This is a genomic window from Marinomonas gallaica, from assembly GCF_001639745.1.
Taxonomy (GTDB): Bacteria; Pseudomonadota; Gammaproteobacteria; order Pseudomonadales; family Marinomonadaceae; genus Marinomonas; species Marinomonas gallaica.
The window spans coordinates 12016-35583 of record NZ_LTAX01000009.1 but is presented as its reverse complement, the minus strand read 5'-3'; the positions used below and the strand labels follow the sequence as shown (position 1 = coordinate 35583).

Annotated in this window: 21 protein-coding genes; 7 read left to right on the top strand and 14 right to left on the bottom strand. The window is 45.4% G+C overall.

Features of this window, described 5'->3' with window-relative positions:
* Positions 1-89 precede the first annotated feature (89 nt).
* From AYW76_RS10085 to AYW76_RS10055, 7 genes are all read right to left on the bottom strand, one after another.
* The gene (locus tag AYW76_RS10085; RefSeq protein ID WP_067219342.1) at positions 90-818 is read right to left on the bottom strand and encodes an SDR family oxidoreductase; all 729 of its coding nucleotides are present in this window, start codon (positions 816-818) and stop codon (positions 90-92) included.
* Between the two features lie 142 nt (positions 819-960).
* The gene (locus tag AYW76_RS10080) at positions 961-1692 is read right to left on the bottom strand and encodes an SDR family oxidoreductase (protein WP_067219340.1); all 732 of its coding nucleotides are present in this window, start codon (positions 1690-1692) and stop codon (positions 961-963) included.
* An 11-nt stretch (positions 1693-1703) separates the two neighbouring features.
* On the bottom strand, positions 1704-3203 hold the full coding sequence (gene xylB, locus AYW76_RS10075) for a xylulokinase (RefSeq protein ID WP_331709447.1): 1500 nt from the start codon (positions 3201-3203) through the stop codon (positions 1704-1706).
* A gap of 59 nt (positions 3204-3262) precedes the next feature.
* The gene (locus AYW76_RS10070; RefSeq protein ID WP_067219338.1) at positions 3263-4810 is read right to left on the bottom strand and encodes an FGGY-family carbohydrate kinase; all 1548 of its coding nucleotides are present in this window, start codon (positions 4808-4810) and stop codon (positions 3263-3265) included.
* A gap of 77 nt (positions 4811-4887) precedes the next feature.
* Entirely contained in the window at positions 4888-5829 is a 942-nt protein-coding gene (locus AYW76_RS10065; protein ID WP_139084544.1) for an ABC transporter permease, read from the bottom strand.
* A 40-nt stretch (positions 5830-5869) separates the two neighbouring features.
* Positions 5870-7378, bottom strand: coding sequence for a sugar ABC transporter ATP-binding protein (locus tag AYW76_RS10060; RefSeq protein ID WP_067219331.1), 1509 nt, complete (start codon positions 7376-7378; stop codon positions 5870-5872).
* A gap of 71 nt (positions 7379-7449) precedes the next feature.
* Positions 7450-8373, bottom strand: a complete 924-nt coding sequence (locus tag AYW76_RS10055; protein ID WP_067037622.1) for an ABC transporter substrate-binding protein — start codon at positions 8371-8373, stop codon at positions 7450-7452.
* Between the two features lie 124 nt (positions 8374-8497).
* On the opposite strand from AYW76_RS10055, the gene AYW76_RS10050 reads away from it, so the two are divergent.
* Entirely contained in the window at positions 8498-9595 is a 1098-nt protein-coding gene (locus AYW76_RS10050) for a LacI family DNA-binding transcriptional regulator (protein ID WP_231872589.1), read from the top strand.
* Positions 9596-9772: 177 nt separating this feature from the next.
* Here the strand turns inward: AYW76_RS10050 and AYW76_RS10045 are convergent, their stop codons facing one another.
* From AYW76_RS10045 to AYW76_RS10030, 4 genes are all read right to left on the bottom strand, one after another.
* A complete protein-coding gene (locus tag AYW76_RS10045) occupies positions 9773-10189 on the bottom strand; it encodes a universal stress protein (RefSeq protein WP_067219322.1) in 417 nt (138 codons plus the stop codon).
* A 109-nt stretch (positions 10190-10298) separates the two neighbouring features.
* Positions 10299-10628 carry a hypothetical protein gene (locus AYW76_RS10040; RefSeq protein ID WP_067037617.1) on the bottom strand — a complete coding sequence of 110 codons (330 nt, stop codon included), beginning with the start codon at positions 10626-10628 and terminating at the stop codon, positions 10299-10301.
* Between the two features lie 167 nt (positions 10629-10795).
* Entirely contained in the window at positions 10796-11176 is a 381-nt protein-coding gene (locus tag AYW76_RS10035) for a Gfo/Idh/MocA family oxidoreductase (RefSeq protein ID WP_067219321.1), read from the bottom strand.
* Positions 11177-11463: 287 nt separating this feature from the next.
* A complete protein-coding gene (locus AYW76_RS10030; RefSeq protein ID WP_067219316.1) occupies positions 11464-13644 on the bottom strand; it encodes an OsmC domain/YcaO domain-containing protein in 2181 nt (726 codons plus the stop codon).
* 240 nt (positions 13645-13884) lie between these two features.
* Between AYW76_RS10030 and AYW76_RS10025 the strand changes: the two genes are divergently transcribed.
* A complete protein-coding gene (locus tag AYW76_RS10025) occupies positions 13885-15150 on the top strand; it encodes a cation:proton antiporter (protein ID WP_067219313.1) in 1266 nt (421 codons plus the stop codon).
* Positions 15151-15270: 120 nt separating this feature from the next.
* Here the strand turns inward: AYW76_RS10025 and AYW76_RS19520 are convergent, their stop codons facing one another.
* Positions 15271-16593, bottom strand: coding sequence for a methyl-accepting chemotaxis protein (locus AYW76_RS19520; protein ID WP_067219312.1), 1323 nt, complete (start codon positions 16591-16593; stop codon positions 15271-15273).
* 834 nt (positions 16594-17427) lie between these two features.
* Between AYW76_RS19520 and AYW76_RS10015 the strand changes: the two genes are divergently transcribed.
* On the top strand, positions 17428-18042 hold the full coding sequence (locus AYW76_RS10015; protein ID WP_067219311.1) for a uracil-DNA glycosylase family protein: 615 nt from the start codon (positions 17428-17430) through the stop codon (positions 18040-18042).
* A 44-nt stretch (positions 18043-18086) separates the two neighbouring features.
* Here the strand turns inward: AYW76_RS10015 and AYW76_RS19220 are convergent, their stop codons facing one another.
* Positions 18087-18239: a hypothetical protein gene (locus tag AYW76_RS19220; RefSeq protein ID WP_170756318.1), complete on the bottom strand. Its 153-nt coding sequence runs from the start codon at positions 18237-18239 to the stop codon at positions 18087-18089.
* Between the two features lie 360 nt (positions 18240-18599).
* On the opposite strand from AYW76_RS19220, the gene AYW76_RS10010 reads away from it, so the two are divergent.
* Positions 18600-19475, top strand: coding sequence for an MYG1 family protein (locus AYW76_RS10010; protein WP_067219309.1), 876 nt, complete (start codon positions 18600-18602; stop codon positions 19473-19475).
* Positions 19476-19534: 59 nt separating this feature from the next.
* Complete coding sequence (locus AYW76_RS10005; RefSeq protein WP_156489060.1) at positions 19535-20314, top strand: endo alpha-1,4 polygalactosaminidase; 780 nt, start codon at positions 19535-19537, stop codon at positions 20312-20314.
* Between the two features lie 159 nt (positions 20315-20473).
* On the opposite strand, the gene AYW76_RS10000 is transcribed toward AYW76_RS10005, so the two are convergent.
* Positions 20474-21379 (bottom strand): LysR family transcriptional regulator, encoded by a 906-nt coding sequence (locus AYW76_RS10000; protein ID WP_067219653.1) that lies wholly within the window; start codon positions 21377-21379, stop codon positions 20474-20476.
* 137 nt (positions 21380-21516) lie between these two features.
* Here AYW76_RS10000 and AYW76_RS09995 point away from each other — a divergent pair, with 137 nt between their 5' ends.
* Together AYW76_RS09995 and AYW76_RS09990 are read left to right on the top strand one after the other, a co-directional pair.
* Entirely contained in the window at positions 21517-22443 is a 927-nt protein-coding gene (locus tag AYW76_RS09995; RefSeq protein ID WP_197467803.1) for a dihydrodipicolinate synthase family protein, read from the top strand.
* A gap of 90 nt (positions 22444-22533) precedes the next feature.
* Positions 22534-23529, top strand: coding sequence for a TAXI family TRAP transporter solute-binding subunit (locus AYW76_RS09990; RefSeq protein WP_067219305.1), 996 nt, complete (start codon positions 22534-22536; stop codon positions 23527-23529).
* The last annotated feature ends 39 nt before the right edge of the window (positions 23530-23568 follow it).

Here is a 23568-nt window from a genome sequence, read left to right as displayed (position 1 = left end):
TCGCTTTTGGCGCAAAGTTAAAGTGCGGAGGGAGATATTAATTTCTTAAAAGGGGGTGAGCTACTCAGTAGTCCCCCCTTAAATCAACCTTACATATCAAACGCAGACGGTAAGATAATCATATCTCGAATAGTGACGTTACGTGGTCGTGTTAGGATAAACATAACCGCATCAGCCACTTCTTCGGGCTCAATAATGCTGCCACTCTCTTTCGCTTTTTTCAGGTTCTCTTCGGGCCAATCTGCTAGTAAAGCACTCGCCACTGGGCCAGGAGAAACCGATGCCATACGAATACCATGGTCTTTTACTTGGCGACGAGTGGTCTGTACAAAGCAGTTGATCGCCCATTTAGAGGACGCATAAATCGGTTCCCACGGCACAGGATAATGGCCCGCAACAGAACCTGTTACAACAATATCACCACAACCGCGCTCGATCATATACGGTAGAACATTGTGGACATTTTTCATCACCGAATTTACATTCAAATTCAACATACGGTCGATGGCGTCTGGCGTTGTGTCAATCAAGTCGCCGCCAATGTAGCTGCCAGCATTGGCATACAAAATATCCAATTGACCTGCTTTATCTAGAATGCCGGACAATAGCTGGTTACAACTCTCAGGATTCAGAAGATCAAGGACCAATGGGATAGCCTGTTCGCCCAATTCAGCGCACACCTTGTCCAACGCTGCTTGATCGCGATCCACTAAGACAACGCGAGCACCCGCGGCAATCATCTCTTTTGCCGACGCTAAACCGATACCTGATGCGCCACCAGTAACAGCGGCGACTTTACCTTCCAATTTTAAAGACATACTAAACTCCTAATTTTGACTCTCATTCGCTGAGATTTTCTTATTAATACGCTGCTTTTAACGCAGCAGCTGTCAAGCATGACAATGTGTTATCGTTAACATATTGTCATAAAAAAATAGATTCAAGGGACTCTAGAACGCGCTACCCCGCAACGAAACCACCATCAATTGGCAGTGCGACACCGGAAATCATGCTTGCAGCACTGCCTAGCAAAAACATAATTGGCTGCACTACTTCTAAAGGTTCAGCAAAGCGGCCTAACGGGATGCGACTTGTCATCGCTGCTGCTTTTTGTGGATCGCTCCATCCAACTTTTGCCATCGGCGTTAATGTAACAGTCGGATTGACGCTGTTAACGCGAATGTTATGAGGGCCCCATTCGGCACACATCACGCGTGTCATTGCATCCATTGCCCCTTTAGAAGCACTGTAACTCAAGTGGTCTGTTAAGGACGCCAATGAAGCTTGACTGGAAACGTTAACGATCGCCCCCCCTTGTTGTTGCGCGATCATACGACGGGCGACTAATTTACTCATCATGGCCGTTGCACGCGCATTGATTGCCATTTGCTGATCAAATGCGCTGTCCGTGACATCCACACACGACTCTAATATGGCTAACCCTGCACAGTTAACCAACCCATCCACTCGATCAAGTTCAGCATCGACTTTTTCAATACCTGCCATGTCAGCTAAGTCTGCGGCAATCACATGGCAACCAGTTAAGTCACGGAGCTCACTCAGTTTTTGCGCGTTGCGCGCCACTGCGGTTACCTCCGCTCCGACCAAACATAATTGTTCAACCGTAAACCAACCAATGCCGCTACTGGCTCCAGTCACCACAATGGCTTTTCCTTTTAAGTCTTCAAACATTTAAACTCTCCTCAGATACTTTCTGGATACAGCGCCAGCAACTGTTGACGGTAACGCTGATAGGCTTGTTCATAACGCGCCACATTGTCAGGATTCGGCGACACGGCTTGATCAGTATTCAGTGTTGAAAAGCGCTCGCACAATGCTTTAAGTGAGGTAAATTGCCCTTGTTGATTCAAGTGACACCAATGTGCTTGGATCGCCGCGCCTAACGCAGCAGATTCCGTTGACGTCGGACAGACCACTGGACAGTTCATCACATCGGCCATCATCTGGCGCCAGAGCGAACTGTTTGCACCACCGCCAATTAAGCGTAACTGCTGACTATCAATGCCTGACCCGCGCAACAGATCCATCCCTAAACGCAAACCAAAGGTGACGCCTTCCAAAGCTGAGCGCATAATATTGTCAGGGGTTAAATTATCAGCGTTCATCCCCAGTAAACTGGCACTACTATTGGGTAACGCTGGGACGCGTTCACCATTCAAAAATGGCAACAAAGTTAACCCTTGCGCACCAATGGGCGAACGCTCAACCGCTTGCTGCATCTGCGTCAGATTCCAGCCGAATAAATCACGATAGTGATTCACCGCGCCTGTCAGATTCATGGTGCAGATTAGTAGCAGCCAACCATTAGACGACGAGCAAAATGGCGCAATTAAAGGATGCTTGATATCAGGCGCTTGATCGCTATAGGCATAAAGCGTACCGGACGTTCCTAAACTGGCGGTTACCACTCCTTGCTCAATATTCCCCGTACCAATGGCCCCCATCATATTGTCACCGCCACCACTGGACACCAATACATCGTCACGCAAGCCCAATTCCAGACTAACTTCTGAGCGCACTGTCCCCACCGCTTGCTGTGCTTCAATCAGAGTTGGCAGCATGACTCGAAGTCGATCAGGATCATCAATCGTGGCAAGTGCGGCATCGGACCAGCAACGTTGCCGAATGTTCAGCAAACCAGTTCCCGATGCATCACCGTACTCCATAACGTATTCACCGGTTAACCAATAATTCAGGTAATCATGGGGCAACAAAATATGCGCAACCTGAGCAAAGTTATCCGGTTCATTTTGCTTGAGCCAGAGCAACTTAGAGGCGGTATAGCCGGTCGCTACCGCCAACCCCAATGTGTCGATGCAACCCTTTGTGCCACCCAATGTAGCAACGATTTCAGCATTTTGTTCAGCCGTTTCGGTATCACACCAAAGCTTCGCTGGACGAATCACGTCCCCTGCATCATCTAGCACCACCAAGCCATGCTGTTGGCCCGAGACGCCGACAGCATCGATATCCGTTGCCTGAAATTCGCCTCCAGATAAGGCGTTTTGAAAGGCCTCGCGAAACGCCTGAATCCACCATTTTGGGTGCTGCTCTTGACGGCCATTACCTCCTCCAATTAACTCATGAGGCGATTCTCCTTGCGCAATCACGGCTGCTTTTTGCGTATCAAATACGACGACCTTGGTACTTTGCGTACCGCAATCCACACCTAGATACATCATGTTGTTACCTCATAAAACTATCTTGCTTAATCATGTCCCACACCTTAAAACGTCAAGCATTATTCGCGATTAGCGATATGCTTTAAGCGATGCATGCTGTCTTTCATGTCAAGATACAGTTGTTTATAGACTGCGAAGGTTTCATCGTAGCGCTCACGATTGTCGTGATTCGGAGTAGCACGATGTCTTAATTGGCACCAGTCTTTAATCTTACCGGCGTCATCAATCAAACCGATCGCGTCCGCCGCAAGAAATGCCGCGCCTAATGGGGCTTCGACTTCTTGCTCGATGGTGTAGATCTCAAAGTTGGTAATATCTGCAATGATTTGCATCCAAAGACTAGAATGCGCTGCGCCGCCCACGACGATTAAACGATCGTCTAAATGTTTTGCTGCACGCTGCCCACACTCAATATTGTGGCGCAAAGCAAATGTGACGCCTTCTAATACGGCACGATATAGATGCGCCTTTTTGTGATACAAAGATAAGCCGACGAATGTACCTGTAGCATTGCTGTCCCAAATAGGACTGCGTTCGCCCATTAAATACGGCAAGAACAAAACCCCATTCGCACCGGCGGCCGTTTTTGCGGCTTGTAGTTCAAGCAATTCATGAACATCCACGCCATCCAAAAGATCCGCGGCTTGTTTTTCTTCCTGGCAAAACTGCTCACGAAACCAACTGATCGAGGCGCCCGCCGTTATGGCGCCGCCAAACATATAGTTATACGATTCTGCATTGGTCACATAAGGCATACTGACGAGACCATTTTTGGCGTCTACATCCGTATTGATAAAGCCCCAACACATACTGGTGCCGATCATCGCTACATGATTACCAGGTTCAGTAACCCCCGCGGCCAACGTTGCCACCGCCGCATCAACGCCACCAGCTACCACCGGTGTACCCGGTACTAGGCCAAGTTCCAACGCCATCGACTCGAGCATGCCACCCACAACTTCATTTGACGCCACTAACCGCGGCGGCATCATACGTTCAGGTATGCCTAATTGCTCTAATAGCGTCGCTGACCAAGTGCGCTGCTGCATGTCATAGACGCCACCAATGTTACCGGCAGAGCTATGGTCAACGGCGATCTCTCCAGTCAGCAAATATTGAATGTAACTGTTTGGTGGCAGGAAAAGATGCGTTTTATTCCAGACATCTGGGCAATTGTGTTTAAGCCAGAGCATTTTTGTAAAGCCGTGATAACTATCAACGCCATTACCAGTGATTGTCTGCAACTGCTCTAAATCAAGCGATTCACGCACAAACTGCACCTCTTTATCTGCACGGCGGTCCATCCAAATCAAGCATGGATAGAGCGGTTTTATATGCTGATCCACAGGAATTCCTGAGCCACCGTATAAGCTGCTTACACAAAGTGCTTTTATGTCGCTTGCTTGCACATTGGCTTTCGCTAATACGCCTTTGATCGTATGCTTAACTGCGTCCATCCAAACATCGGGCCACTGCTCAGCCCACATTTGTTTTGGTTGGTCAACCTGATAGCTGTGCGACGCCTGCGCAACAATACGGCCATCTTTGGACACCAACAGCGCTTTGGTACTCTGGGTACCAATATCAACGCCAATAACGTGCTCCATTCGCTACACCTCGTAATTAATTAACATCTGCACAAGGGGGGTTGTGACGCTGCACAATACCTTGTGTCTTATGGGGGTTATTTGCTGTCGCGCGATCTGCTAATGTAGATGGCCAACAGAATGATGCCGCCCTTAATCACGTTTTGCACGTACGGTGAAACACCCATTAAATTGAGGCCATTATTCAGAACGCCTAGCATCATGGCACCGATTAAAGTGCCAATAATCGCTCCACGTCCGCCGGCAATAGCGGTGCCGCCCAAGACTACTGCAGCAATCGCATCCAGTTCAAAGCCAACACCCATGTTGGGTTGACCGCTCATTAAACGTGACGTCAGTACAATGCCGGCAATGGCGGCCGTCACACCAGATAGGGTATACACCAGCATTTTGTAGCGCTTAACACGAACACCGCTTAAACGGGTTGCCTCTTCATTACCACCAATGGCATAGATATAACGCCCAATAGGTGTCTTATTTAGAATCACAAAGGCAATGATATAGACAATTATCATGACAATAATGGGCGATTGAATGCCCATAAATTCGCCACGACCAAGAAAAGAAAAGTCTTTGGGTAACCCCGAAATAGGATAACCACCGGTATAAATTAGCGCTAAGCCTCGCGCAATCCCCATAGTGGCTAATGTGACAATGATGGGAGGCATTTTGGCATACGCTACAAACGCACCATTGCCAGCACCAAATAGACCGCCAACAATTAAGCAACCTAGAATGGCCAACTCAGGCGGCAAGCCCATCATCATTAAGCCCGCCGCGACGGTGCCTGACAATGCCATGACCGCACCGACTGATAGATCGATGCCGCCAGTCAAAATGGCACAGGTCATGCCTACAGCGATGATGGCGTTAATTGATACTTGTCGAGCCACGTTACTGAGGTTGTTCGTGGTTAAAAAATTATCATTCACAAATGCCATAGCAATAAAAATGACAATGAAACCCAACAAGGGGTAAAAGATAGGCGACTGTCGCCACCGAGCTAGCTGCGTATTCATGGAATGTTTTCCTTGAGTCTTGTTAGTATTTTGCAAGGTATTATTCATGGCTGGCGCCTCCTGTTGCATAACGCATAATCTCATTCGAATTAACGTCAGCACCGGATAAGGTTTGCACGATCTCGCCCTGTTTAAAAACAGCAACACGATCGCTGATACCCACAACTTCAGGCAGTTCGGACGAAATCATAATGATCGAAACACCCATTTCCGTCAGACCGCGCATCAAACGATAGATTTCCGCTTTAGCACCAACATCTATCCCCCGTGTCGGCTCATCAAAGATCAACACTCGACAGTCATGATTTAACCAGCGAGCAATCACCACTTTTTGTTGATTACCCCCACTGAGGTTGCCAACGATTGACTCTGCCCCTGGGGCTTTTACACGAACTTTTTCGATCAATGCAGTGATGTTGTCTGCTTCATCTCTTTGATCAATCCAACCAATTTTAGAGGTGTGTTTAGCCAAGTTGTTGATACTAATGTTCTCGCGGATAGAGAAAGGTAAGATCAATCCCTCCGTTTTGCGGCTTTCGGGTAAAATACCAATCCCCGCTAAGAGTGAAGCAGCCGGACTGTCCAGTTTCACGGCGACGCCGTGCATTTCTATCTCTTTATGATGTACTGGCGTAGCGCCAATTAATCCCATTGCAAGCTCAGTTCGTCCGGACCCTACAAGGCCGGCAAAACCAAGAATTTCACCTTTACGTAACTCGAACTGATTGATGGGTGTGTCTTTTTCAAGTTGAATAGCTTTCGCATGAATGACAATTTCATGATCCTCTTTATGATCATTTTTTGCGGGAAAACTGCTCTCAACTTTTCGGCCAACCATCATCTCGACTAATTCGTCTACACTGGTTTTTTGTGTATCTGCTTCACCAATAGGTTGTCCATCCCGCAGCACGACAATGCGATCACAAATGGCGAAGATCTCTTCCATGTGGTGGGAAATAAAGATCATGCCAACACCTTGTGATTTCAGCTCTCGCATGATCTTAAATAAATGCTCTGCTTCACTGGGCGTAAGTGTGGCAGTCGGCTCGTCCAATACTAAGATACGAGCATCCAACGCCAATGCCTTCGCGATTTCGACAAACTGCTGCTCTGCCACACTCAAATGTGCCACAGGTTTGTCTAAGTCGATAGAAACACCTAAACGCTCAAACAGCGCTTCTGCTTCTTTTCTCATCTCTGCCGTCCGCATGAGCCCCAACCTATTAGTGACTTCACGACCTAGAAAGATATTTTCCACAGAGTTAAGATAAGGAATTAGGCTAAATTCTTGAAAAATGATGCCGATCCCTGCCTCAATGGCATTGTGATAGTTAGCAAAGACCATCGGCTTACCATCAATGTAGATATGCCCCGAATCCGGCTGGTAAATACCACACAGAACTTTCATCAGTGTTGATTTGCCTGCACCATTTTCGCCTAGCAAGGCTAAAATCTCGCCAGAATCTAATGACAAACTCATATCTGATAAGGCTTTAACGCCAGGAAAGTTCTTAGATATTTGCTCAAGCTTAAGAAGGCTACTATTCATAACACTGTACCTATAAACAAATTACGAAAGCGCCCTCCTCAGTATGCTTCACTGAAGAGGGCTAAGAGAGATTACCAGTGGAAATCTGCTGCGTTTTCGCGGTCGATCAAATCGACGTCTACAGGTACCGTTTTAGGTACATTTGAACCCCACAGCTTAGCCAAAGCTATGCCTAAGCCGAGGCGAACTTGGTCACGTGGGTATTGTGCGGAGGTTGCAATAAAATGTTCGTTGCCATCAGCGATTGTTTTAACAGCTTCTGGATTACCATCAACACTCACCAGCTTGACATCGGAACCATTTGATTCAATTGCGGTAAGTGCGCCTAGAGCACCAGTATCGTTAACACTGAACAGTCCTGCTAAGTTAGGGTTTGCTTGCAACATGTTTTCGGTCACGGTCATAGACAGGCTGCGCTCTTGTTTACCATTTTGTACAGCGACAATTTTCATACCTGGAAATTCCGCAATGGCATCTTTACAACCACGCACACGTTCCAAGATCGGTACCACAGGAATACCATCCAGAATCGCGACATCACCTTTACCATTAAGATTCTTACCCAAATATTGGCACGCCATATAACCGGCATCATAGTTTTTAGAGCCAACAAAGGAGTCCAATGGACCTTGTGCTTGTGCATCAACGGCGACCGTCACAACACCAGCTTCGTGAGCGGTAAGCACGGCTGATTCAATACTGACCGAATCCGTAGGGTTCAACAAAATAATATCTACACCACGTTGAATCATATCTTCAACATCGTTGATTTGCTTCGAGACATCATGGTGGGCGTCGGTAATGATAACTTCAGCCCCAATCGAATCAGCGGCTTCTTCCAAGGCTTCTTTCATCACGACGAAATATTCGTTATTTAATTCTTGAAAAGACATACCGATCTTAAGTGTATCTGCCGCATAGGCGCTAGACATGGACGCAACGGCCAAACCGACACCTGCAGCGATAGAACACATAGTTTTTTTTGAAGTAGACATTGATAGGTCACCTTTAATTATTTTTAGAGTAAGGGTTTTTCAATGTTATCGTTAACATTGCACTTCAAAAAAAAGGACAAAATCCTCAAAATCTTATTATGGACATACTTCATAAGTAAGACGAATGATTCAATTGCTCAACTTTTACCGCAATGTTATCGTTAACTTTTTAAAACTTAACACAGTTTTTTCGCCTCAACAATATAGAATATTAATTATGTCGACACACAAAAAAAAAGCCACCATTACAGATGTAGCCCGGAAAGTTGGCATGACTACCATAACCGTCTCTCGCGCACTGAACACTCCGGAAAAAGTGAAGCAAGAAACGCTTAAGAAAATATTGGCAGCTGCACATGAGCTCCACTACGTCCCTAATGCCATTGCGCGTAACCTAAAAAGCCAAGAGAGTCGTATCATAGGACTGGTCACTGCCAGTATTGACAACCCTTTTTACGCTCATACATTTAAAGCCATCAATCGTATCGCGAAATCTCACAATTATTCTCTGATGTTATTTGATACAGATGGCTCCGAAGAGCTAGAGCGAAAAGCTATTGAAACACTGATGGGGTATCAAGCTTCTGGCATTATTTTATCCGCTGTATCCGATGCAGATGACTACACGCCAGCTTACTTACATAAACTCGAACTCACGCAAATTCCAGTTGTACAAATTGACCGGAAAATCTCATGTTCAAGCTTTCCAGGTGTCTATCTGGACAATTTTAACAGTGGCTATAAAGCCATGAAGTCATTACTTTCAAAAGGGTTCCAGAATATCCTTGTATTAGCAGGCCCCAAAGAATCTTGTATCACAATTGATCGTATTAACGGCATTCAAAAAGCACTAGAAGATTGCACCCTACCGATTTCCTTAACAATTAAATACGGCGACTACCAGAAAGAAAAATCAAAAAACGCAATGCTAGAATGCATCAAAAGCGGGCAACGACCAGAAGCTATTTTTGGTTTAAATATCTTGATTACTATAGGTGCAATGGAAGCTTTACAGGAGGCAAAACTAGGTATTGATCAAGCACATATCATGAGCATTGATGATATTCCTTATTCTAATGCTTTTGGAAGACCGATCCCATGCGTTCACCACGACACATACGAATTGGGGGCATCAGCAGTAAGTATGCTGTTAGAGCTGATCAAGGACCCAGCAAAGAAAATCGAGGATGGCGCCATCATCGGAGTACTATCTGATTCGTAATGATGGCAACCAAAGCTGGGACGAAGCTTAGAATAAAAGTGAACTCAGAATCGAAGTAACTTTAACTACTAAAATTACATATCACTTTTGCGCTGCTGAACACTTAGCCCCAGCTAACAACGCCCAACTCCTCTAAAGCATTTGATCTTTTTAAAAGCAGGACTGATAAATTAAATATTAACGCACCACTAGTACTGAAATTTTTGAATAAGATGCAACATAACCTGCATTAGAAGCAAATATATGATCCGCAAGGCCCGGCACATGAGATGCCATAACAATCAAATCCGCATTATTTTCAACAGCAGCTTTTATCAACACATCATCTAAATCTACTGTTGGATCAGGGCAAATATAGGCTGCTGCTGTCACATTGGATAAACTGTATTTTTGAGCTTGTTCTTGACCAAACGATGTCATCATAGATGTAAACTCAGCAGAGCCATGCGCTATGTTACTTGGCACAGAACTGGAGACTCCTACATAACATACTGGCACATCATAAAGATTTGCCATATCAGCCGCCGTTTTGAGTGCTTTTTCTAATCGATCGACATGCCCTAAATCTACAGGCACCATTATTTTAGTGTACATTTCAACCCCTCCTAGGTCAGAACCCTATGTTCTAAACCAATTGGTTGGTGAGTGTACCTTCAGTATTGCAGACGATTGGCAGAACAACAAACCATACTCGCTGTAAAGATTACGATGTCTTCAGCCCACGCTCATTCACTAGCGTTTTCAATTTAGACCTAATCAGACGATTTTCTAATTTTTGATTGATGATATTAGCCGCCAAGACAATCACAATCACCAAAGCCCACTCCCCCCAAGACTCATAAGGAGCTACCACAACGGTGGGCAATATCCACACAAACAAAGCATTGATTAAAACCAGAATAATAATACCGTTCAGAAAGTATCGAGGTCTTCGCGTTCTTTCCTTCGCTTGATCGATCAGCTCTTGGATAACTGCATTGGACTCAGAAAGTAACGCGGGAAACTCTTGTTCCAGCCATTGCGAATGGTTCATGGACCCTCCTTACACCATAACGCCTATTTTTAATGACTCAAAATTTCACCATTTAGCAAAGAAAAAGGCAAATTTTTGTCATCACATTAAGCGTTGTTGTAAGAAGCTCAAAGCGGAGGGGTTACGGGGGAATCTAATCCCCCAACACCATTGAAAAGCATGATAACTTAATAAAAATCATCGCTGGCTTTCGTTTCAACAGGGTGCCCATTGAAAAGTGATATTAATAATGCCGAAATTCGCTCATGCATGATCACAGTATGATGATTACCGCTTTCCTGCATGTGCGTGCGTAAGGCATCACGAACGGATTTTATGCCTGTTACATCAATAAGAATATCGATCTGCGCACTGTCTACGAGTAGATCATACATGTCCGTTGTCACTGGAATATTATGTTCCTTCGCCAACAACATTCCCGGTGCCTGCATGTTAGTATCCGCCACACCTAAAATCTCGACAAATTCCGCTGTAAACAGTCGGTCTAGCAGCTCTAAACCAGCATTACCCGCACCAATTACCGCGATTTTAAATTGACCCGCTTCCATTTTTCTTCCTTGTCTTGTCACTAATTATTGTCAGCAACAAGACACGCAGTAGCGCATGTCTTGTCAGTTAACTACCCTCTGAAAGTACTACCTTCTGAAAGTACAGCATTGAGTTGCGTAGAAAAATACGACTTTAAAACGTCAATGACTACCTTAACGAAGAGCCACTGACGCTAAAATCACGTATCTATGCGGTACATCAACATTAATCATTTTTATTGAAAAAGATTCTCAGTTAGGAAAAACAAAAATAATAACGCACCATATTTCCTAAGACTAAGACCTTCCTATACCCCTCGAGCACGATAAGCATGTAGTTTTTTATAGTTGTCGATCAACTTCAAATGACGATCAAGGCCTTCAAGCTTCATATTGGTGGGTGTAAGACCGTAGAATTTCACCGTACCCTCGACCGAGCCGACCACGCTCTCCATGACCTCTTTGCCAAACATACGAGATAAATTCAGTAGGTAATCGTCAAGCTCAAGCTCGTCATCAAGGATGATCTCAAGCACAGTGTTGATGGCCTGGTAAAATAAGCCCCGCTCCACAGTATTCGTGTTGTAACTTAAGAACTCCTGCACTTGATCTTTGGCTTGCTCATGCATTTGTAGCGACAAAAACAGCAACAGCTTAAGCTCACCAACATCCAATTGCCCCCACGGTGTGTTTTCATCAAACTCAACACCAATCAAGGTACGAATGTCGGTGTAATGATCTATCTCGCTTTCTTCAAGGCGCTCCAGCAACTCACCCAGAGCCTCATCATCAAGTGAGTGGATATTAAGAATGTCCTCACGGAACAACAGTGCCTTATTCGTATTATCCCAAATCAGATCATCGGCTGGGTACACTTCCGAGTAATCGGGCACCAAAATACGCACAACGTTGGCCCCTAAATCATCGAACACGGCCATGTACACTTCTTTGCCAAGATCTTTCAAAATGGCCATCAAACGGTCGCATTCTTGTTCAGTGGTTCCTGAGAAATCCCATTCACAGAATTCATAATCAGCTTTGGCGCTGAAGAATTTCCACGAGATAACACCCGTCGAATCGATAAAATGCTCAACAAAATTATTCGGTTCAGAGACTGCAAAGGAATTGAACGTCGGCGCAGGCACATCATTCAATCCTTCAAAACTTCGGCCTTGCAGTAACTCTGTTAAGCTGCGCTCAAGCGCCACTTCGAAGCTTGGATGCGCACCAAACGAGGCAAACACGCCACCCGTGCGCGGGTTCATCAATGTGACACAAGCAACAGGAAACTTTCCACCAAGCGATGCGTCTTTCACCACGATTGGGAAACCATTTTCTTCAAGGCTCTGAATGCCAGCCAAGATGTTCGGATAGTGCTCCAACACTGACATGGGCACATCCGGTAACACAATCTCCTGCTCGATGATGTCTTTCTTCACCGCGCGTTCGAAGATCTCAGACAAACATTGCACCATTGCCTCAGGCAAGGTGTTGCCTGCACTCATTCCGTTACTTAAGAACAAGTTCTCAATTAGATTTGATGGGAAGTAAACTGTCTCTTGGTCAGATTGACGCACATACGGAATCGCACAAATACCGCGCTCGATATTACCAGAGTTGGTATCAATCAAATGGGAGCCTTGCAACTCTTGTTCAGGGTCAAATATGTCCAGACAGTAGTCATCCATCAGCCCTTGTGGTAATGAATCGTCTTCTGTCAATGGGAACCATTTTTCCGAGGGATAATGCACAAACTCAGCATTAGCAATGTCTTCGCCGAAATATTGATCGTTATAAAAAAAGTTACAGCTGGCACGCTCAATGAACTCACCCAATGCAGAGCATAACGCGCTTTCTTTGCTGGCCCCTTTACCATTGGTAAAACACATATGCGACGCCGCTTCGCGCAAATGTAATGACCAAACGCCTGGTACGATATTACGCCAAGAGGCGACCTCAATCTTCATCCCCAGCTGAGACAATACGTTGGACATATTCGCGATGGTATCTTCTAGCGGCAAGTCTTTCCCTAAGATCGCCGTTTTATGTCCCACTTCCGGTTGCGCCATCGACATCAGAGAAGCCCCGGCATCAAGGTCTTCAACGGTTTCAATCTTAAACTCAGGGCCAGTTTGAACGACTTTCTTTACCGTACAACGGTCAATCGAGCGCAGAATACCTTGGCGATCTTTATCACTAATGTGTTCCGGCAACTCAACCTGAATCTGGAAAATCTGGTTGTATCGGTCTTCAGGATCGACAATATTATTTTGCGATAAGCGAATATCTTCCGTTGGAATATCACGTGCCTTACAGTAAACCTTAACGAAATACGCAGCGCACAGCGCAGAAGATGCCAAGAAGTAATCAAATGGGCTAGGCGCGGAGCCATCCCCTTTGTAGCGAATAGGTTGATCGGCCACGACAGTAAAGTCGTCGAACTTGGCTTCTAGACGAAGATTGTCTAAAAAATTTACTTTGATTTCCATGATGGGGCCCCAGCGTCAATATGCCGCGCAGTCTAGCATTAATTGCCCACTTACTTCGCGTGTTCACTGTGCTAGATCATGGATTTTTTGTGGTAACGATGTTCATCAATTCACGATGCTAAATAATCATTAAATAGGTAACATGTGGGTACTCTACGTAACAATCAAACTCTAAGCGCATCATATGGGTTTGACGACGTGTACAGTCACTCCTTAAACCTACACAACGAGAAATCAGACATGGAATCAGCGTCTAGCCTAAGCGTACTGGAAGTAAGCGCTATATTTTTATCAATTACGGCGTTACTGGCCTACGTAAACCATCGCTTTATTGGCTTGCCAACAACGATAGGCGTCATGGTTATCTCTATTGTCATTTCTATTGTCGCAATACTCATGGGAGTTTTAGGCTTTGATCAGCTTATAAATTATGAAGTCAGCTTCCTTGATCAACTTGACTTTACAGAAATACTACTCGACGGCATGCTTTCGATGCTTCTGTTTGCTGGCGCCCTTCATGTTAACGTAAAAGACTTGAGACGCTATAAACTTCCGATTGGCATTCTGGCTTTTATCGGTACTTTATTGTCAACCGCGATGATCGCCGCGGCTCTGTATTACTTGCTACCTGTTTTAGACCTTAAGCTACCTTTTATTTGGTGCTTGTTATTTGGCGCACTGATATCTCCAACAGACCCGATTGCCGTTATGGGAATATTAGAATCTGCTGGTGCACCTAAAAGCATTGAAACCGTCATCGCTGGCGAATCACTTTTTAATGATGGCATTGGCGTTGTGGTGTTTGTTCTGCTTTTAGGGATCTTAACGAGTGGTGATATCCCTAACGCTGAGTATGTTCTTCACACTTTAAGCGTGGAAGCAGGCGGGGGCATTCTATTCGGACTGACCTTAGGCGCTATTTTAAACTTCCTACTGAAGAGCATCGACAGCTATCAAGAGGAAGTATTGCTGACACTCGCTGGCGTCATAGGTGGTTACACACTTGCAAGTCATTGGCATCTTTCAGGTCCATTAGCAATGGTAATGGTAGGATTGATGGTCGGTAACCATGGACGCACATGGGCAATGAGCGATACCACTCGTCATTACGTCGATTTATTTTGGGAGCTGGTCGACGAAATTTTAAACGCAGCGCTGTTTGTACTCATTGGCTTAGAAATCGTCATGATAACGTACTCAGGTAACTTATCTCTCGCTGCGGGTTTAACCATCTGCGTAGCATTGGCCGCTCGATTAACCGTCGTGGGCCTTACGACAACAACGTTTAAAAAACAGCTCAATCTGCCCAGTGGTGCTTGGAAAGTCTTAACTTGGGGAGGCCTACGTGGCGGCATCTCCGTTGCGTTAGTACTTCAACTACCAGCAGGAACTGAGAGGGATATTTTGCTTACGCTTACCTATGCCGTGGTGGTGTTCTCTATTTTGGTGCAAGGTTTAAGCATTGGCAAAGTCGCTAAAACGTTGCCAATAAATAAAGATAACTAATTCTTTGAGTAAGATGAAAGGTCTGTTTAATTTTTCATCTTACTCTATCTTTGATATCAGCTGTTCTCTATCACAATAGATTGAGGACCAAGACCTCTGAGCGTTAAATTTTATTTTTTGTTACGACACATTTTTAACTTCAATTAGTTGAAGGTCTTTCTTGTTAGTATCTTCAATGAGCCCATCAATTTTTCTCATATTTTCGAGCTGCTCTTGAAGCTTCACAGATAGCTCACTTAACTCAGTGGCAGACAGCGACGTCTCTTCTGCTGACGCGGCCGTCGAGTGAATCACCTCATCAATGTCTAGCATGCCCTGATTAACTTGACTCAATCCTGCAGCCTGACTTTGCGACGCGCAGTCTATTTCATTGATGGTACTAGAGATTGTGGATACACGTTTAACGATCTCACCTAATGCCATCACACACCTTTGTGATATTGCATTTCCCTTTTCAACATTCTCTACGGAAGACTGAATATACTGCGCCGATTCGCTCGCTGCTTTTGTGCTTCGCTCAGCAAGAGATCTTACTTCATCAGCAACCACGGCAAAACCTCGCCCCATTTCCCCCGCTCGTGCGGCTTCAATAGAGGCATTGAGTGCAAGCAAATTGGTTTGAGATGCAATATCGTCTATGACATTAATAATGTCACTTATCGCTTCACTTGATCGATTAATTTCCAGCATTGCTTGCTCAAGCTCTTTGATCTCATCAGAGGCAATAGTAGCCGCTTGCTGCGCCTCAGAAGAGACAGTACTCGCCCCAGATGCTCGCTTGGCGTTGTCATTGGCCTGAGTCAGAATATCATTGAGAGCACTACTAATCTGAGTAATGGAAGCTGCTTGCTGATTTGATCCTACGGTCAATGCATGACTAGCTACATTCAGCTCATTTGCACCCGTAGTTAGACTATAACTTATAGCATCGACATCGTTGTACACAGATTTCAAAGCTACTTTTTCTGAGACCTCCTGAACGTATTCAACATGACCAATCTCTTTACCACTTAAGTCTTTGATGTAATACGTGTCGACACGAAAATCCTTATCCCACTGATGAAAGAACGTCGTTTGCTTACCTTTCCTTAAACAGTTGACACCACAACCATCAGTATTACAAATGTTCGCTCCCCAATTTGAACAGTGCTTGCCCAAAACGTCCTGACGCTTTACTCCTAAGGGATCGGTAGCCGCTCGGTTGACAAACGTCCACTTCATATCTAGATCTGTAACAGAGAGTGGATTAGGGATCGAATCAAGAATTTGCTCATAGTAATAGAATTGCTCTTTCGTAGAGCGCTCTATCTTTACCAAACAAACCAGCAAACCAGCCATCGCTACAGCTAAAAAAAGTCCATTTGTGCTTTCTAACCCTAGCAGTAAGGCTACAACTATAGATAAAACGTTGATACCTAGTGCTAAATGATAATATTTCTTCATGATATTTCCTTAGATTGCTAATTTAAAAGCACTTAAAAAGATATCTCTAATATATACCTAATTTGATATTTCGAACCCTGTATTTTCAATACAGATTAGTAACATTGAGTAAGGATTGGTTACGATTGGATAAATCACATGATTCCCTTAAACGTATTAACTAAAAAGCAATCGAAAGTTAAGATGTAGATCAATGGAGCAGCGACTTAGTGAGTGTTTTTATGTAAACAAAATTGGCACTTATCAAGAACACAAATGCTGCAGCAAAGTAGATAGTTTCAGGTCCTAGTACATGTGCCTGCCAGTACCTCTGGAAGAAAGCTGCATCCGACTTGTAAAAGTTAGGGCAAAACGTGGTAACAGCGGCTCATTTACCTAAGCAAATCGAACAAGCACGTAAATGCAAAAAAGACAATTCAAGCAAGAAACTATTTGTCTAATTTTTCACCTAGCCCCGTATTCTCTTATCCAAGTATTAACTGTTTCTAGTGCGCCTGGTGCGTAGGCTTGCTGTCCCATTAAAACAAACAAACCTTGCTTCCATAACGGCCATTGGGTTGGAATTGATAATTAAACCATTGTGAATTTAATAAACCATGAGTGGCCTGTTTGATGATTAAGGCTTGTTGATTCTGAGCGTCCGATGAAATTTGGGTTCACGCACATTATGGCGAACCACTCGCGCTTGTGCCCCCAAAACTGATGCCGACCTCACAGACTAAAATGAAAACCTTAGGAAGTCATTCCAGATACAAAGATAGAGTGGCGCCTGCCTTATCGGTACAATTACCTCTTAATGCACTGTTTTAACCAAGCTGTTTGTGGAGTAAGGCTATGGATAAGGAATCTTTTTCTCAATTACATCAAAACATTCTGAATTGTCGGCAATGTGCCAATGTGCTCCCCTTGGAACCCAAGCCTATTCTTCAGATACACCCCGACGCCAAAGTGTTAATTGCCGGACAAGCACCTGGGCAAAAAGCCCACGATGCGGGTCGCCCGTTCGATGATGCCAGCGGCGATCGTCTACGCCAATGGCTAGGGCTGAACAAAAGCGATTTTTATGATCCTACACAACTCGCCATCGTCCCGATGGGGTTTTGCTTCCCCGGCAACACCTTTTTTAAAAGTGGCCCGTCCAAAGGTCGCAAATCGGGTGACTTACCCCCCAGACCAGAATGCGCTGCCACATGGCACGAAATACTGCTAGGTGAATTGAATAAAATAGAGTTGACGATTGTTCTTGGGAGTCATGCCCAAGCATACTATCTGACTCAATCAGATAAGGTCACCGAACAAGTGAAGCGCTGGGCCTACTGGCTGGAGCAAGGCAAGATCGCTCTACCTCACCCAAGCCCAAGGAATAACCGTTGGCTAAAACAAAACCCATGGTTTGAAGAGGAGGTGTTGCCAATACTGAGGGACAAAGTAAAACACTTACTTCGCTAATGGGGCAGACACCTTTATCAAAGACCAGAGCATATTGCTCGTTTTTAGTCCTTGTTAACATTGCCTTTATTTGATCTTTCGTTTCTCTTCTGTTTTTTGCGCTTATTTTTCTCGGTTACGATTTTGATGGCTTCATCTTTGGTTAAATGCGGATGCTTAGCAATCAGTTCTTCCACTCTTGTATCAAATGCGGTCATTTATAAATCTCATGTCGTAAAGTTCAAATAGGGTCGGTATTTTAGCTCAGCAAGTGTATAGAACATAACGTCCCTAAACAGCGACTGATTTTGCGTTTTGCCGCGAATCAATAGCAAAACACAACTTGCAGGCAACTTTAGCTATATCTTTTTAGCTAAGTGCATAACATTCGGCGCATCGTACCCTAACAAGACTCCTACGCCAATAGTTCAAATCAGCACTTTCACTGGGTTTTACCTAAGCTACGCTTTGATTCAACAAAATGAACGGTGTCACCTCCCCACAAAACCCCGTAAAATTCGGATGTTTAGTACAACCGTGCTGTGAAGTGAAATGAGATCAATAAAAGAGATGATAAAATGACCGACAAAATTCAAGTGATAGCGACACACAACGGAAACTTTCACGCCGACGACGTATTTGCTGTAGCAGCCCTTAAACAACTTTTCACTTCGGCAAAGATCATAAGGACACGAGACCTAGACGTGATCGCCCAAGCCGATCTCGTATTAGATGTTGGCGGTGTATACGATGCAGACACAGGCCGCTTCGATCATCACCAACGAGGCGGCGCAGGTGCACGAGAAAACGGCATTCCCTTTTCATCCTTTGGCTTGATGTGGCAAAAATACGGCCTAAAACTGTGCTCTGGCGATCAAGAAGTTGCAGACTCAGTGGATAAGAACTTGGTCTCTGCTATCGACGCTATCGACTGCGGGCACGTCGATGGCCCACTCACTGGCGTCAGCCTGAGTCAAACCATCTCCATGTTTAACCCAACCTGGGAAGAAGACAACAATTTTGATGACTGTTTTGAAGAAGCCGTTACCTTTGCATCGCGCGTTTTAACACGATTTATCGCCGCAGCCCAAGGTGGCGTCAACGCCAAAAGCATTGTTGCCGAGGCCATAGAAAAAGCTGATGACCCAAGAGTTATCGTGCTAGAGCAATTCACTCCTTGGAAAACCACGGTACTGAAATTATCCCAAGATGCGCTATTTATGCTCTACCCTGCGCAAACCGGAGAGTGGCGCATCCAAACCGTACCCGTCGAACTCGGCTCGTTTGAAGACCGTAAAAAGCTTCCTGCTCCGTGGGCTGGGCTATCAGGCAAAGAACTGCAAGACGTCACCGGACTTGACGACGCCATGTTCTGTCACAACGGCTTATTTATCGCAGGTTGTAAGTCGTTTGAGAACACCCTGAAAATGGCCAATATGGCGTTAGAGTATTAGTGACTTTTTGGGTTTCATGCACAGCTTATCAACGGTAACACTTTGGAGGACATAGGCGTATGTTGAGCCGGTTTCACAGCCTTAAATATTCATTTGGCTGGATGCTAGCCATCGGTACCGGCAACGCTTGGGCTGAAACTTGGTATCAGCCTTCTGCAGGTACGACATGGCAATGGCAATTACAAGGCACGCTAAACACCGCCTATGAGGTGGAGGTTTACGATATCGACCTTTTTGATATCTCTACCGATCAAATCCATACCTTGCAGCAACAAGGTCGTAAAGTTATCTGCTACTTTTCAGCAGGTTCTGTCGAAGACTGGCGCGATGACATTAGCAAAATCAGCAAAACGGCTGTGGGCAATCCATTAGATGATTGGCCGGGGGAACGTTGGCTGGACATTCGTGATAAATCAGTCTGGCGTGTGATGCAAAATCGACTCAAACTGGCCGCGGAAAAAGGCTGTGATGGTGTCGAGCCGGATAATGTCGATGCGTATCAAAATACTTCGGGCTTTAATCTCAACTCGCAAGATCAGATCAAGTTTAACCGCTTCTTGGCTCAGAGCGCTCACATTTTAAACCTCTCTATCGGTTTGAAAAACAGCCTCGGCTTAATTCCCCAGCTAGCCAACGACTTCGACTTTGCCGTCAACGAACAATGCCTCGAATACCAAGAGTGCGACGCACTGCGGCCCTTTATCCAGCAAAACAAAGCCGTATTTCATGCAGAGTATCAATCACGCTCAAACCTCTGCCAATACGCCAGCCAGCATCAATTCAGCACGCTATTACTGCCATTGGAACTGGATGGCCGACTTCGACAAGCCTGTCGCTAGAGGCCTATAAATCTGGAGGACGAACAACACTGGAAAACTATAAAATCGTGACCAGTTTTACTTAATCACTACACTCGTCTCTGTGATTAAATGATCTGAACTGAATAGGATGTTACAGAGTTTTGATCATTTTACCGTCTAAGCAGGCCTACGGCTGGGTTACTCGAACCCCGGCGGACATTGGTCAGCCACTTCTTTCACCAATTCTCGTATCTTTTTAATCGCCAGCGTCATTTGGCCATGGGGGGACATCGCCAAGGCTAAATAGCGTTTTATACCTGGCGCGATAATACGGGACATAGACAATCCTAGGGATTTCTTAGCCGCTTCGCTGGCATACGCCCCTAGCAAGGCATAGCAATCATTCGATTTCACGGCGTGTGTTTGTAACGACAGCGAGTCAGCCTCTAACACTACGTTTAATGTCACATCATAACGCCGTGCCAACACATCAAGCCGGTCACGCCAACTGCTTGGGCGACAGAACATGGTTAATGGCAGCCCATCTAATTGACTGAACTCAATCGTGGGATTCGCTGTAATCAGGCTGTTTGGCGGGCCGACAAGAAAGGTCGCTGTGTCTCTTAAGTACAGATCGCCGCTTCTATTGTCCTCTGAATGTCTAAAAAGTAAGGCTAAATCGACACGCCCCTCCTCTAACCAGCTTTCTAACTGATTGCCTTGCGCTTCCCTAACTTCCAATTGGATGTCTGGATAGCGCTCTTTGGACAACCGATACACTTCGCTTAACCACGGGGCTGCAGTAGAAGGCAGAACCGCCAACTTCACCTTACCAATAGGAAGACCGCTACTGTTTCGAATATTGTTTTCAAGTTGCTCTGTATGCTGTAGCCAGCGCCGAATCTCAGGTTCTAAGCGTCGCCCCATGTCGGTTAACTCAACTCCCCTTCCTGTGCGAACAAAGAGTTGGCAGTTAAATTCTTCCTCGATGGCTTTTATTTGACGGCTGATTTGAGGTTGGCTGGTTCCCCACATCGCTGCCACTTTACTTAGGCTGCCCAATTCGCAGACATCTATAAATGTTTTCCACGTTAGATAATTCACATCGCCACCCATACAATAAATGCATATCAGAAATACTATATTTACAGTATTAACATATCAAAACAAGTCCTACTCTTTCTGTGTGTTCTTTGAACAACCCCAAAAAAATAAATCCAAAATAATGATAGGTATTCAGAATGAGCAAAATTGATATTGATCTTCGCGGACTTAACCCAGCACCTGTTACCCCTTTCAACCGTGACGGCTCCGTCGATTACAACGCCATCCAGCGTTTAGGCGCTTGGCTCAAAAGTATTGACGGCGTTAAAAGTTTGACCGTTCTTGGCCACGCAGGTGAAGGCACTTTCCTATCTGAAAAAGAGCAGATGAAAGTCATCGAAGCGTTTGTTGAATCGGTAAACGATGACATTCCCATCATCGCAGGCATCACTCGAGAAGGCACTGAAGTCGCGGCTGCCGAGTGTCGCAATGCCATCGAAGCCGGTGCTAAAGCAGGCTTAATGTACCCCTCTCATGGCTGGCTACGCTTCGGTTACCAAAAAGGCGCACCACAAGATAAATATCGCACCTGTTACGAAGAAAGTGGATTGCCATTGATCCTATTTCAATATCCTGATGTCACCAAATGTACCTACGACCTAGAAACGCAACTGGAAATCGCCGGTCAACCGGGCGTGTTTGCGATGAAAAATGGCGTACGTAATATGAAGCGCTGGGACACTGAAATCCCTGTTATTCGCGCTGAACACCCTGATTTGCAAATCTTAAGCTGTCACGACGAATACCTACTTCACACGATGTTTGATGTCGATGGCTTGTTGGTGGGTTACGGCAACGTGGCCCCTGAACTTTTAGTCGAGTTAATCAAAGCAGGTAAAGCACAAGACTATCCAAGTGCCAGAGCCATTCATGATAAGCTGTTGCCAGTCACTAAAAACGTTTATCACCGTGGTTCGCACATGGAAGGCACGGTTGCGTTGAAACACGCCCTCGTCGCACGAGGCATTCTAGAGCATGCAACGGTACGCTCACCGCTATTGCCTTTGGCCGAAGGTGCCGAGGTTGAGATCCAAGAAGCCTTACGGGCGGCAGGTATCATTTAATGGCGGAGCTACGTATCAATCGCTAGAGTGTTCAACAATTTGTAAAACTTCTAGGGCGGACTCTCTGCCCTAGAAGATTAGGAGAACCCAATGATAAAAATAAATAATACGTTTTCTCTATTTCTGTCTGCCATGCTTTTAAGCAGTCTTTCTTTCTCGGCCATGGCCGAGACGTTGCGTTTAGGCTCCATGCCTGTAGGCTCTGGATGGTACGTCGGCGCGGCCGCCATCCAGAAAATGGTTAAAGAGAGTGACTCTGAGTTAGACATTGAAATTCTTGCTCGCGGGGGCGGCGTCGCCAACCCGATGGTGGTAAACGCCAACAAGGCTCAAATCGGCATATCTAACGTGGCGACATCCCAGTGGGCGGTCGAAGGCATGCTGCTGTACAACGGCCATAAAGCCACCAACATACGCTCTCTTGTGGGCGGCTTAAACCCTGTTTATATTGGCGCCATCGCCCGTAAAGAATACATGGACGAAAACGGCTTTGAGACATTGGATGACATCTTAAGCTCAGGCAAGCCGATCAATATCATGATGAAACCTGCCGGCTCCAACATCCCACCTGTCGTAGAAACGATTCTTGCCCTGTACAACCTAGACAAACAAACCATCGAAGCCCAAGGCGGTAGCATTATTCAAGTGGATTCTTCTCAGATGTCAGGGCTGTTACGCGACAAGCGTGTCGACTTGTATTTTGACACCGTGTTGCGAGGTCACCCTACCATCACCGAAATCAGCCTGACGGGGGATGTGGAATTTTTAGACATGTCAGATAAAGCCATTGCCGCATTTACTTCAATAGGTCTAACAAAAGGCACCTATGGCAAATGGTTCGACTCGCAAACAGGTGAGAATATTGGCGGCGATTTTGGTACACACTTAATTGCCAACGCTAGCCTGAGCGATGAAGACGCCTATGAAATCACCAAACTGGTGGTCGAAAACATGGATCGCCTAAGCGAGGACTTTAAGGCTTGGAAAGCCTTCAAACGAGAAGGTGCGGCGTTACCTGAAAACAATGGTATTGCGCTTCATCCAGGGGCTATTCGTTACTACAAGGAAATAGGTTTACTGCCATGAGTTGATCGCCAGTAACGTTCTTATTACCAAACAATAAAT